Source organism: Priestia sp. FSL W8-0524 (assembly GCF_038005965.1).
Classification (GTDB): Bacteria; Bacillota; Bacilli; order Bacillales; family Bacillaceae_H; genus Priestia; species Priestia zanthoxyli.
On sequence record NZ_JBBOUG010000001.1, the window covers coordinates 4,081,525 to 4,094,163 of the forward strand.

Consider the following 12,639-nt stretch of genomic DNA (forward strand, 5'->3'; position numbering starts at 1 on the left):
CTTCGACAAAATGCCGAAGCCACTTGCTATATTCATCTATATGTTAAAAGTCAAAGCGTGATGTAACCATCTTTTTACGTGTAAAGAAGTTCAAACCGTCTTTGCCGTTTACATGCAAATCTCCGTAAAAAGAGTCTTTCCAGCCGGAGAATGGGAAGAAGGCCATCGTAGCAGGTACTCCTACGTTAATGCCGAGCATACCCGCATCTGCTTCTTCTCTAAATTGACGCACCGCTTTTGCATCTTTTGTATAAATCGTTGCTCCATTTCCAAAACGAGATTTTTCCATATAGCGAAGTGCTTCATCTAATGTGTCAGCGCGAAGCAAGCTTAGTACAGGTGCAAAAATCTCTTCTTTAGCAATGGTCATATCAGGAGTTACGCGGTCAAAAATGGTTGCTCCTAAGAAATTTCCTTCTGCATGTTCATCCATTTCTTTACGTCCGTCACGAATGAGTTCCGCCCCTTCTTTCATGCCAAGTTCAATATAATCCAGCACCTTATCACGGTGCTCTTTTCGAATCACAGGCGTTAGAAGCACTTCATCATCAAATCCGCTTCCCATAATTAATTCATCTGCTTTTTGCTTTAATTTTGCGACGAATTCATCTCCTTTTTCACCAACTACGACCACGGCGCTGCAAGCCATGCATCGCTGGCCGGCACTTCCATAAGCCGAGCTGATAATATGGGATACCGCTTTATCCATATCGCAGTCTGGCATCACAACATGATGGTTTTTAGCTCCGGATAAAGCCTGAACTCGTTTCCCTTGAGCTGCAGCTTGTTCATAAACATACTTTGCTACCGGCTGCGATCCGACGAATGAAATCGCTTTAACTTTTTCGTGCTCTATTAATCCATTCACGACATCATGTGCCCCGTGTACAATATTTAATAATCCATCCGGTGCTCCTGCTTCTGTAAAAAGTTCAGCAAGTCGCGTTGCTAAAAGCGGCGTTCGCTCAGACGGTTTTAATACAAACGTATTTCCACATACAATGGCAAGAGGGAACATCCAAAGAGGTACCATCATCGGAAAATTAAAAGGTGTGATGCCTCCGACAACACCAAGTGGGAAACGGAACATTTCAGAATCAATTTCTTCCGCTATGTTATTTAATGATTCTCCCATTAATAAAGTAGGAGCACCCGCAGCAAACTCCACGCATTCAATACCGCGCTGTACCTCACCGTAAGCTTCTTTAAAAGCCTTGCCGTTTTCTTGTACAACTAATTTCGCTAACTCTTCGTGATGCTTAACTAGTAAATGCTGAAACGCAAACATTAATCTTGCTCGTTTTGGAGCAGGAACGTTACGCCATGTTTCAAATGTTTTTTGCGCTGTTTCCACCGCATTGGCTACGTCTTCTTTTGTAGAAAGCGGTACTTTTGCAATTACTTCGCCCGTCGATGGATTAATTACCTCTCCAAATTTTTGCCCTGCCGTATCAACCCATTTTCCGCCCACGTAATTTTTTAAAACTTGCGTATCATTATTCACAACTGACATATCGCTTGGCCTCCTCGAAAAATAAGAAATGACAAATCTACCTTTATTATTGAATAAATAAATGATGGTTGCATTAGACAAAATGTGAAACAACTCCAGATTCTCGTTTCACATTTTGCGCAGTGAACTCGGAGAAAGCATGAACTAAAATGAACATATAGTAAAATCATCCTCAACATAAAAAACAGCTGTTTCCAGCTGCTTACTTATCCGTTTATAAATTCCGCACGCGACTTTTTCATCATAAACAAATATTCATATGCCATAATCATAAATTCAATCGCCAATCGTTTTTCCGGCTCCATAAAATCTTCACCCAGCAGCTTTTCTAGTTTTTCAATGCGGTGATACAGCGTTTGCCGCACAATGTATAAACGCTTAGCCGTCTCTTGTTTAGATCCGTTGCATGCTAAATAAATTTTTAATGTTTCCATGAGTTTTGCATTGTACGTTTCATCATATGTAATAACGGGCTGCAGATATTCAAACACCACTTCCTGTAAGTCTTCATGCTGATGTAAAAGCGAAATAATTCGGTACATATGCAAATCATCATAAAAATGAATAATGGTTTGTTTTTGCAGCATTTCTTGAATCGAAATCGTTTCTTTAGCCGTTTCATAGCTTTTATGCATACAGTCAAGCTGTTCACAGTATTGGCCAATTCCGATAAAGCTAATAGCGTTCCGCTTTGAGTTTTCATCCGATTCGTATTGATTCATCCAGCGGTGAAGGCTGCTTTCTAATCTCTCTCTCCACGTGCTAACCATTCGTTTGTTCAAAAGAATAAATAACACTTCGCGATTTCGCTCGGAGACTAATAAGTGAAAGCCTTCTTGTTCAAAGATGCTTCGTAAGATCAGCTTAAAATACGTTCGATCAAACTTTTCCCGTCTTTGCCACTTACAGCAAACAACGATACCCCCGCGAATAGGAGAATCTGAACACACCTCGTGCATAGAATCTTTTATTTGTTCAAGAGTTAGCTCTCCGTTCATCCATTTCGTCATCCATTCAGTTTCATCTACTCTTTTTTTCTCTTCGACATACAAGTCCTTCAAAAAATGCTGAGCAAGTGCAGTTGCCGTCCGGTCAACGGTGAGCACTTCAAGTTCTGTTAACGCTTCATTTATAGAGGCGACATACAGCTGAGCATAATCTTGTCCTAATAAATGAATAGGCTGCTCAGTAAAATGCGGACTCTCATTTTCCCTGCTTATATAATGAAGTAGAAGCTGCTGTTTGAGTAAGTCCATCTCCGGAGCAAAGGTAAATAATTCATTTGAAACTTTAAGGCCGACAAGAAGCCCCGTAGATTCATATAAACACTGTAAGATAACGGCCGGGTCATTAACTGTTAACAGCAGCTGATTTAGCCGATGAGAATACTGTTCTAAATCGGAAATCATTTGATAATGCTGATTAATTAAAAGTGAGTGAACATCTTGCGTAATTTCAACGAACGGAACTTCTTCGTGAAATAAAATAATCGGAAAATCACATTCGTTCGCTTTATCAATGACAATTTGCGGAATCTTAGAAGTATAAGTGCCAAGTTCAATACACAGTCCTGATGCCTTACAAGAAATTAATTGCTGAAGAAATGATAAACAAGATTGAGGATCTTCTCCCCAGCCTACCCCTGTTGATAAAATGAGCTCGTTTCCTTTTAGCAGCTCATTAATGCGCGTCACTTCCATCACGTGCACCCACTTCACAGAATTAGTAAGCCCTTTCTCTCCAGCTATTACTTCACAGTTTACAAAATGTTTCCTTGTTAAAATCTCTGTTACTGTTAAATATGATTTCAAGTCAACACCGCCCCTAGCGAATTTCACATCATGTCTCCTGGATCATTAACGCGTATTTCGCATATGTGTAGAACAAAAGCTATATCTTCTTACATTATATTAAATATTTAGAAGAAATAAAATATTTAATAAAAGAAACGAAAAAAGCTGTAACGATAATGGATCGTTACAGCTTCTGAGCCGTTTGCTGTAATTTATTAAAAAAACCGTGGCGCTTAACCGCTTGTTCTTTAATTCGGTGAATTTCTTTTTTATAAAAACGCAAATCTTGTAGTGACACTGCATTTAACATTTCCATTTTTAATTTATCAATAATTTTTGTTTCTTCTTGTGTCATACACTGCGTAGCTTGATCCATCCGTGTCACACCCTTTTTATATTTAATAGATTTATTGTGAAAACGTTCTACTATAATATTTACTACAATTTACTAGATAACTAAACCTTTTCTCTTTCGATGTAAACGAAATGTAACAACTGTAATACAGTCAATGGATAATATCTAGTTATTTTGTTTCACATCCAAAACGAAAAAAACACAAAAACGGATCACTTTTGTCAGCCAATATAGTAAAAAACTTATAGGTCTTAGTAAACAAAGAAAGGGATTGAGACATAACTAAATTACTTCCATCAACATCTAGGAGCTCCTGCATACGTGAAACCTACGTTCACCCTACCAATAAAAAAATCCGAACGATTCATCGTTCGGATCTTCCTTCAGCTAAAATAATTTTGTCTCAGCCTTCGTTTTTATACTTGTTGAATCAGTAAGGATGAAAAATACTTTCTAGCATCCGCCGTCAATATATGAAGCGTTTCTTGTTCGGTTTGATTCTTTTCGATGTGTTCAAACGTCACAAACGCCCCGCTTAGATTCTCTGTTACAGCCGTTATTTTAAATCCTTTTTGCAGCAAAAAATCAATCTTTTCCCGCTCTGCCATATATTCATGGTAACTTGACATTCCCCTGCCTCCAATCTATTTTGGCATCTGTTTTTATAACGTTAATTTTTCAGCTTCGTTAGCCGTGTTTAACTCATTAAACTTTGCTCTTTTTGTATACTGTCCATAGCCTTTTTGACCGACAAACTGCTTATCTTTTACGACAAATTCTCCTCGGCAAAGCACTGAAACCGGCTCACCTGTAACTTTCATTCCCTCAAATGCGCTATAATCAACTGCCATATGATGCGTTTTAGCTGAAATCGCACGTTCAACAGAAGGGTCAAATATAAGCAGATCCGCGTCTGCACCAACTGCTATCGTTCCTTTTTTCGGATACAGTCCGAACAGCTTCGCGATTTTTGTTGACGTTATATCCACAAACTGATTGATATTAATTCGGTTTTTCACTACTCCTTCTGAAAATAAAAGGCTCATGCGATCCTCGATAATAGGTCCTCCGTTTGGAATCTTTGTAAAATCTCCTTTTCCTAGGTCTTTTTGACCGTTAAAATCAAACGAGCACTGATCTGATCCAATCGTTTGCAAGTCGCCATTACGCAGGGCATTCCACAAAACATCTTGGTTCCATTTTTCACGTAAAGGCGGCGACCATACGTATTTTGCTCCTTCAAAATCCGGTTTCTCTAAATAGGTTTGGTCAAGCGTCAAATACTGCGGACACGTTTCGCCCCAGATATTTACGCCTTTTTCCCTTGCTTCAGCAATCTTTTTAACTGCTTCAGCGCAAGATACGTGAACAACATAGAGCTGTGAGTCAGCAAGCTCGGTTAGCACTGCGGCTCTTCCCGTAGCTTCTCCTTCTATTTCCGGAGGACGAGTGAGTGCATGATAGATAGGATCAGTTTGTCCTTGCTCCAGCGCTTTTGCCGTTAAATACTCAATAACATCTCCATTTTCAGCATGTACCATCACAAGCGCCCCTAGTTTTTTAGCTTGCACTAGCGTTTGGTAAAGGGTAGCATCGTCTGCTTGAAAAACATTTTTATAGGCCATGAACACTTTAAAAGAAGTAATTCCTTCTTTTTCAATAATCGTAGGAAGCTCATTTAATACATCTTCCGTGATTTCTCCAATCATTAGATGAAAGCTGTAATCGATAGCCGCTTTTCCTTTTGATTTTTCATGCCATGTGCCGATCGCTTTTTGGAGCGGTTCGCCTTTATTGGTTAAGCAAAAATCAATAACAGTTGTCGTACCTCCAAAAGCTGCTGCTCTTGTACCTGTTTCAAAGTCGTCTTTTGTAACGGTCCCTCCAAACGGCATATCCAAATGAGTATGGGGATCGATGCCTCCTGGGAATACATAGTTGCCTTTTGCATCAATCACTTCGCATCCCTGTTCTTCAAAAGCTGAGCCAATTGCCGAAATCACTCCATTTTCAATTAAAATATCGGCTTTATACGTATCTGTTGCTGTGACTATGACACCATTTTTAACGATTTTCTTCATTTCTTCATCCCCTTTGTATTTATACGTCCAATCGCTGTGCAGCCGTCGCTTGTAAAGCAGCTTGGCGTTCATTCCACGTCATTGGCGGTTGTTCATTTGGTAATTCAACCATAGATATAGCTCCGTCCACAGGACATACAATCGAACATAAATTACAGCCTACACAATCTTCTTCTCGTACTTTTAAATAAGGTTTCCCTGAAGGATCTTTCAACATATCAATACATTGGTGAGAAGTATCTTCACAAGAAATATGACACTTATTGCAGTTAATACACGTATCAGGGTCGATGCGAGCCACTACTTTATAATTGAGATCTAAGTTGCCCCAGTCGGAATATTTTGAAACGGCTTTCCCTACAATATCGCTTACTTTTTCGATTCCTCTTTCATCCAAGTAATAGTTGAGACCTTGAATCATATCCTCTACAATGCGGAATCCGTGATGCATAGCAGCTGTACATACTTGCACACCTGTAGCACCCATGAGCATAAATTCCACTGCTTCTTGCCAGTTCGAAACGCCTCCCATACCAGATATTGGAACGTTAATAAACGGACTTCTTGCACATTCAGCAACCATGTTTAATGCAATCGGCTTAACAGCCGGGCCGCAATAGCCTCCGTGAGCGCCTTTTCCCGCTACGTGTGGAATTGTATTCCATGAATGAATGTCTACTCCTGCTAAACTATTAATGGTGTTAATCATACTAACAGCGTCGGCACCACCTCGAACCGCTGCTTCTGCTGTAACGGTAATATCTGTGATATTTGGGGTTAGCTTAACAATGACCGGCGTTTGGGCTACTTCTTTAGCCCAATACGTTTGTTTTTCAACTAAATCAGGGACTTGCCCAGAGGCAGCACCCATCCCTCGTTCTGCCATTCCATGCGGACAGCCAAAGTTCAGCTCTAATCCATCTACTCCTACATCTTCTACTTTTTTGACAATCTCATGCCATTTTTCTTGCTGAGGCTCTACCATAAGAGAGGCAATAATTGCGTGGTTAGGAAACTTCTTTTTCGTTTCATAGATTTCCTTCAAATTAACTTCAAGCGGACGATCGGTGATTAGCTCAATATTGTTAAAGCCGGCTACGCGCTGACCGTTGAAGCCAACGGCAGCAAATCGAGAGGAAACATTTAAAATCGGATCACCAAGCGTTTTCCAAACTGCGCCTCCCCATCCTGCTTCAAATGCACGCTGCACTTGATAACCTGAATTGGTTGGCGGTGCGGATGCCAGCCAAAACGGATTTGGTGATTGAATACCTGCTAAATTTGTTGTTAAATCTGCCATAGATTTCTCCTCCTCCTGATTTTAAGCTGTTTCCATTGTTTCTTTTGTTAACTGCATATGAATATTTAACGCCGTTTGTTTTCCTTGCTGAGCAGCGGTCACAACCATTGCTTCTCCTTGTCCTTTACCAAAAATAACGTCTCCACAAGCAAATACTTTTGGATTTGATGTTTGGAACGTCTCTTGATTGATTAAGACAACTCCGTCTTCATGGTTCAGCTGGAATTGTTGAATCAAAGACAGGTAACGTTCTTGACCAATTGCTTTAACAACAGCATCGACTGGAATCGTAAACGTTGAACCTTCAACAGGAACAGGCTTCCTGCGGCCGTCTGCATCTGGATCTGTTAGGGTCATTTTTACACATTCAATCCCGCTCACCTTACCATTTTCATCTCCAATAATTCGTATAGGAGCCGTTAACCAGCGGAATTCAACACCATCTTGTTTCGCAAATTCAAATTCAAAATCATAAGCCGTCATTTCTTCTCGTGTACGACGGTATAAAATTTGAACATTTTCAGCCCCCAAGCGCACGGAACACGTAGCACCATCAATCGCAGTATTTCCCGCTCCAATGACGGCTACACGCTTACCAACAAATTCTGTTGATAGCGCTTTTGACTTCGTTTTTTTCACAAAATCAATCGCATCATACACACCGTCTAGCTCTTCACCTTCAACATGTAGAGAAGGCACCTTACTCATACCAATAGCTAATACAACCGCGTCATATGACTGCAGTAATTCGCTTGGAAGAATATCTTCTCCAATTCTTACGTTTGTTTTAATTTTTACATCTAAGCTTTTTACTTGTTCAACTTCCCAGAATGAAATCGCTTGAGGAAGACGGAACGACACGATTCCATATGTATTTAACCCTCCTGCTTGTTTTTCCGCTTCAAAAATGGTTACGTCGTACCCGAATCGGGCCAGTTCTCTTGCTGCAGAGAGACCAGCCGGACCTCCCCCAACAATCGCTACCTTTTTGCCGTTGGCTTTTCCTTTCTCAAACAGCACCTGTTCATTTTGAATAGCCCAATCCGTTGCGTAGCGCTGCAAATCTCCAATCATAATTGGTTTGGTTGAATGGTTTAGCACACACGCTCCTTCACATAGTTCATCGGTTGGACAGACTCTCGAACAGCTTGCTCCTACTGGATTCGAAGACATAATCGTTTCGGCAGAGCCCTTTAAATTGCCCGATGCAATTTTTTTAATAAACGTCGGGATGTCAATTCCTGTAGGGCATGCCTGAATACAGGGTGCATCATAACAGTACAAACATCGATTAGATTCTTCGACTGCTTCTCTATTGGACAACCCTTTTTCTACTTCATTAAAGTTTTGAATGATGGACTGCAAACTTTCCGGTGATCGCATTGCATCAACCTCCCAAGAATATCTGTTGATAAAACTTAAATTGAAAGCGCTTACATATTTTTTATATACGTTATTTTCAACTTCTACTTTGTAAAATGTATTACTAACTTTATTGTACAAAACGACCGTCTTTTCTTCATTATACATTATGTTAAAAAATTCAGACTATTTACTATTCACTATGTAAAAAGCCTTGCTTTTATATAAAAGCAAGGCTTCAACTATTATTTTGCTACTTCTTTAATAATCGACACTACTAGTTCAGATGTCTTCACCAGTTCTTCTACCGGAATTTTTTCATTGGTTGTATGAATGTCTTCATAACCAACTGCTAAATTTACTGTTGGGATATCAAAGCCTGCGATTACATTTGCATCGCTTCCGCCTCCGCTTTGAAGCAGGCGTGAAGGACGATCGATATTAGCCACGGCTTTTTTAGCAACTTCGACAACATGATCTCCATCGCCAAATTTAAAGCCTGGATACATCACTTTAATATCAACTTCTGCACGTCCGCCCATTTCTTGTGCAGCTGTTTCAAACGCTTCTTTCATTTTCGCTACTTGTGCTTCCATTTTTTCTGGAATTAATGAACGAGCTTCTGCTAAAATATCGACGCGGTCACACACGATATTCGTTTGCGTTCCACCTTCAAAACGTCCAATATTCGCTGTAGTCTCTTCATCAATACGTCCAAGCGGCATTTTAGAAATGGCTCTTGAAGCAATCGTAATAGCAGAAACGCCTCGTTCAGGAGCTACACCCGCATGAGCTGTTTTTCCATAAATTGTTGCATTTACTTTTGCTTGCGTCGGCGCAGCAACAATAATGTCTCCCACTTTGCCATCGCTATCTAAAGCATAGCCGAATTTTGCCGTTACGAGACTAGAATCAAGAGCTTTAGCACCCACTAAGCCAGATTCTTCTCCTACTGTAATAATAAATTCAATTTTGCCGTGCGCGATGTTTTCTTCTTTTAATACGGTGATTGCTTCTAGCATTGCTGCTAAGCCTGCTTTATCATCCGCTCCAAGAATTGTCGTGCCGTCACTTTTAATATAGCCATCTTCAATAGATGGTTTAATACCATTTCCAGGTACGACTGTATCCATATGAGAAGTAAAGTAGATTGTGTCTACGCCTTCTTTTGTAGCTGGCAGTGTGCAGATTAAGTTGTTGGCTCCGTGGCCTGTTTTTTCTTTGGCATCATCTTCTACTACTTCGACGCCTAATGCGGTAAATTTTTCTTTTAGTACAACAGCGATTTTTTCTTCATGCTTTGTTTCTGAGTCTACTTGTACTAATTCAATAAATAAATCAACGATTCGTTGTTCATTAATCATAATATGTAATCCCTCCAAAAATAACCTACAATGGTATGTTACCATGTTTCTTTGCTGGACGCTCTTCCTTTTTATTGTGCAACATTTCAAGCGCTTGTATTAATTTTATTCGTGTTTCCCGAGGATCAATCACATCATCGACCATTCCAGCGCTTGCCGCTACGTAAGGATTAGCAAATTTCTCGCGATACTGCTCAATTTTTTCGTGTCTTGTTTCATCTGGGTTTTCGCTACCTCGAATGTCGTTTGCAAAGATAATATTTGCAGCACCTTGAGGACCCATAACAGCAATTTCTGCATTCGGCCACGAATACACAAGGTCGGCTCCAATCGATTTACTATTTAAAGCTACATACGCACCTCCGTACGCCTTTCGCAAGATCACCGTGATTTTCGGAACGGTAGCTTCGGAGTATGCATATAAAATTTTAGCACCATGTCGTATAATTCCGCCATGTTCCTGCTTGATACCTGGGAAAAAACCTGTAACATCTTCAAATGTAATAAGTGGGATATTAAATGAATCGCAAAACCGAATAAACCTTGCTGCTTTATCTGAGGAGTTAATATCTAAACTGCCTGCCATTACTTTAGGCTGGTTACACACAAGTCCGACAACTTTTCCATCTATGCGGGCAAAACCAATGACAATATTTCTGGCAAAGTCTTTTTGCACTTCAAAAAAGGAGTGCTCGTCCACTACTTGGTGAATGACTTGACGCACATCGTAAGGACGCACGGCATCAAACGGGACAACGTCTAATAAATCCGGACGGTAATGATCACTCTGTGCCTCTGAAGCTAAAGGAGGCTGCTCTTGACTAGACTGCGGAAGATAGCTTAAGAGCGTTCGTACTTGTTCTAGTACCTCTTGTTCTGTTGAACCTCTGAAATGGGCGTTACCGCTAATTTCGTTATGAACAGCTGCTCCTCCAAGATTTTCAGAGGAAATGCTTTCCCCCGTTACGGTTTCAATTACTTTTGGTCCGGTAATGAACATTTGACTTGTTTCTTCTACCATAAAAACAAAGTCCGTAATCGCCGGTGAGTACACGGCTCCGCCTGCACAAGGACCCATAATAACAGATATTTGAGGCATAACACCTGAATAAATGGCGTTTCGATAAAAAATATGACCGTATCCATCAAGAGACATGACGCCCTCTTGAATACGAGCCCCGCCTGAGTCATTTAAACCAATAAACGGCACGCCTGTTTTAGCCGCTAAATCCATTACGTGCGCAATTTTTTTAGCATGCATCTCACCTAACGCGCCTCCAAATACCGTAAAATCTTGCGAAAACAAATAGACTGAGCGACCGTTTATCTTGCCGTAGCCTGTTACTACCCCGTCTCCTGGTCCTACTTGATTATTCATACTGAAGTCAGCACACCGATGCTCAATAAACGGATTTAACTCGACAAATGTATGTTCATCCAAAAGAATTTCGATTCGTTCACGTGCCGTTAGCTTCCCTTTATGGTGCTGTTTTTCAATTTTTTCGTCTCCACCGCCTAACTCGATTTTCCGGCGCTTATCGTACAATTCATTTAATTTATCATAAATGTCAACCATGCTTCTTCTCCTCCTCTAGTGTTTTTTCACAGAGCTCATAAAGAACACCGTTTGCTGACTTAGGATGCAAAAAAGCAATGGATGCTTCCCCTGCGCCTTTTCGCGGAACATCGTCAATCATTTGTACACCTTTTTCTTTTAACTCGTTAATCCGTTCTTCAATCGTACGTACACCTAAAGCAACATGGTGAAGACCTTCACCTCTCTTTTTGATGAACGCACCGACTGCACTGTCTTCAAAGAGCGGCTCTAATAATTCAATTTTTACGTTGCCGCACTGAATAAAAGCCACTTTTACTCCTTGTTCTTCTACTTTTTCTACTTTTAATAGAGACAGTCCTAATACCTTTTCGTAAAAAGGGAGGCTGCCTTCAATTGATTTTACAGCTACTCCTATGTGATCAATTCCTTTTATCACTTTCTCACCTCTTTAAAAAAGCGTTTTCATTTACACATATTCTTGAAAACAAAAGAAATCTCCTGCTCGCGTATGTACAGAAAGTTGCTTGTCTAAGCAGCGGAAGACATGTAAAATAAGAAAAAAACGTGTAGGAGGACTTTGGTTGTATGTCTAATAAGAAAATCCAAAAAACCATTGTGTTTTTAATGCTTCTTGTCATGTTAATATCTACGCTTCTAGCGGGACTTGCGATGTGGTTTTAATCGAGACTGATGACTAAAAACATAGATGCACTGCTGTTTCTTTGTGCAATGCAAACATATAAAAAAGACTGGTGACTAGTCACCAGTCTTTTGCTGTATATTCACAATGCCTTTTTGAGCGGCTAACTCTTCAAAAGATTGATCTGTAGATACAATCCATACTTTTGTACCTAACGGGACTTGATCGTATAAATGGCTTACTTCACGATTTTCTACGCGAATACAGCCATTCGATACATATTTACCGATGGAATCCGGCTGATTTGTACCGTGAATGCCATAAATACGTCCGTCAGTCTCTCTTGCATCAAACCCAATCCACCTTACACCTAGAGGATTTTGAGGAGCGCCTCCTTCAATGTTACTTCTCCGATAATAAGGATTAACAGCTTTTACTGTTACCGTGAACTCCCCTTCGGGCGTCAGATTAACTGTTTTCCCCGTTGCTACTTTAATAATTTGTTTAATTTCTTTATTTTGAATGTAAGCAAGCTCATTGCTTTGTTTATTAATAATAATATAAGGATCATTTGGCAACGGATTTTCTCCTAATGGCCAAACCGGAGATAGTAGTAAAAGGATAAAAGCAAACACATGCACGTAATCCACCACCTTACGTTAGTCCTAAGTAA

Annotated in this window: 12 protein-coding genes; 1 reads left to right on the top strand and 11 read right to left on the bottom strand. The window is 40.2% G+C overall.

From position 1 onward, the window contains the following. Positions 1 to 43 precede the first annotated feature (43 nt). The 10 genes from NST66_RS21355 to mce form a co-directional block, all read right to left on the bottom strand. Entirely contained in the window at positions 44 to 1,513 is a 1,470-nt protein-coding gene (locus NST66_RS21355; protein WP_028411566.1) for a CoA-acylating methylmalonate-semialdehyde dehydrogenase, read from the bottom strand. Between the two features lie 206 nt (positions 1,514 to 1,719). Next, entirely contained in the window at positions 1,720 to 3,351 is a 1,632-nt protein-coding gene (locus tag NST66_RS21360; RefSeq protein WP_033579724.1) for a PucR family transcriptional regulator, read from the bottom strand. A gap of 139 nt (positions 3,352 to 3,490) precedes the next feature. Beyond that, positions 3,491 to 3,682, bottom strand: coding sequence for a hypothetical protein (locus NST66_RS21365; protein ID WP_013059103.1), 192 nt, complete (start codon positions 3,680 to 3,682; stop codon positions 3,491 to 3,493). 395 nt (positions 3,683 to 4,077) lie between these two features. Further along, positions 4,078 to 4,290, bottom strand: a complete 213-nt coding sequence (locus NST66_RS21370) for a hypothetical protein (protein ID WP_049166188.1) — start codon at positions 4,288 to 4,290, stop codon at positions 4,078 to 4,080. 33 nt (positions 4,291 to 4,323) lie between these two features. Then, positions 4,324 to 5,742 (bottom strand): dihydropyrimidinase, encoded by a 1,419-nt coding sequence (gene hydA / locus NST66_RS21375; protein WP_033579723.1) that lies wholly within the window; start codon positions 5,740 to 5,742, stop codon positions 4,324 to 4,326. A gap of 19 nt (positions 5,743 to 5,761) precedes the next feature. Beyond that, a complete protein-coding gene (preA, locus tag NST66_RS21380) occupies positions 5,762 to 7,042 on the bottom strand; it encodes an NAD-dependent dihydropyrimidine dehydrogenase subunit PreA (protein ID WP_028411570.1) in 1,281 nt (426 codons plus the stop codon). Positions 7,043 to 7,063: 21 nt separating this feature from the next. Beyond that, positions 7,064 to 8,425, bottom strand: coding sequence for an NAD(P)-dependent oxidoreductase (locus NST66_RS21385; protein ID WP_034270985.1), 1,362 nt, complete (start codon positions 8,423 to 8,425; stop codon positions 7,064 to 7,066). Positions 8,426 to 8,649: 224 nt separating this feature from the next. Further along, positions 8,650 to 9,768 carry a tripeptidase T gene (locus NST66_RS21390; RefSeq protein WP_013084962.1) on the bottom strand — a complete coding sequence of 373 codons (1,119 nt, stop codon included), beginning with the start codon at positions 9,766 to 9,768 and terminating at the stop codon, positions 8,650 to 8,652. 25 nt (positions 9,769 to 9,793) lie between these two features. Then, complete coding sequence (locus tag NST66_RS21395; protein ID WP_033579719.1) at positions 9,794 to 11,344, bottom strand: acyl-CoA carboxylase subunit beta; 1,551 nt, start codon at positions 11,342 to 11,344, stop codon at positions 9,794 to 9,796. After that, complete coding sequence (mce, locus tag NST66_RS21400; RefSeq protein ID WP_080754463.1) at positions 11,337 to 11,762, bottom strand: methylmalonyl-CoA epimerase; 426 nt, start codon at positions 11,760 to 11,762, stop codon at positions 11,337 to 11,339. Before mce ends, NST66_RS21395 begins: the two co-directional genes overlap by 8 nt. A gap of 149 nt (positions 11,763 to 11,911) precedes the next feature. Here mce and prli42 point away from each other — a divergent pair, with 149 nt between their 5' ends. Next, positions 11,912 to 12,007 (top strand): stressosome-associated protein Prli42, encoded by a 96-nt coding sequence (gene prli42, locus NST66_RS21405; RefSeq protein WP_149917156.1) that lies wholly within the window; start codon positions 11,912 to 11,914, stop codon positions 12,005 to 12,007. A gap of 75 nt (positions 12,008 to 12,082) precedes the next feature. Here the strand turns inward: prli42 and NST66_RS21410 are convergent, their stop codons facing one another. Then, complete coding sequence (locus tag NST66_RS21410; RefSeq protein WP_014458269.1) at positions 12,083 to 12,607, bottom strand: L,D-transpeptidase; 525 nt, start codon at positions 12,605 to 12,607, stop codon at positions 12,083 to 12,085. Between the last annotated feature and the right edge of the window lie 32 nt (positions 12,608 to 12,639).

Bases quoted from the DNA above. Each gene is read 5' to 3' on its own strand.
- NST66_RS21355 (WP_028411566.1), bottom strand. From the start codon at position 1,513: ATGTCAGTTGTGAATAATGATACGCAAGTTTTAAAAAATTACGTGGGC.
- NST66_RS21365 (WP_013059103.1), bottom strand. From the start codon at position 3,682: ATGGATCAAGCTACGCAGTGTATGACACAAGAAGAAACAAAAATTATT.
- NST66_RS21370 (WP_049166188.1), bottom strand. From the start codon at position 4,290: ATGTCAAGTTACCATGAATATATGGCAGAGCGGGAAAAGATTGATTTT.
- hydA (WP_033579723.1), bottom strand. From the start codon at position 5,742: ATGAAGAAAATCGTTAAAAATGGTGTCATAGTCACAGCAACAGATACG.
- preA (WP_028411570.1), bottom strand. From the start codon at position 7,042: ATGGCAGATTTAACAACAAATTTAGCAGGTATTCAATCACCAAATCCG.
- NST66_RS21385 (WP_034270985.1), bottom strand. From the start codon at position 8,425: ATGCGATCACCGGAAAGTTTGCAGTCCATCATTCAAAACTTTAATGAA.
- NST66_RS21390 (WP_013084962.1), bottom strand. From the start codon at position 9,768: ATGATTAATGAACAACGAATCGTTGATTTATTTATTGAATTAGTACAA.
- NST66_RS21395 (WP_033579719.1), bottom strand. From the start codon at position 11,344: ATGGTTGACATTTATGATAAATTAAATGAATTGTACGATAAGCGCCGG.
- prli42 (WP_149917156.1), top strand. From the start codon at position 11,912: ATGTCTAATAAGAAAATCCAAAAAACCATTGTGTTTTTAATGCTTCTT.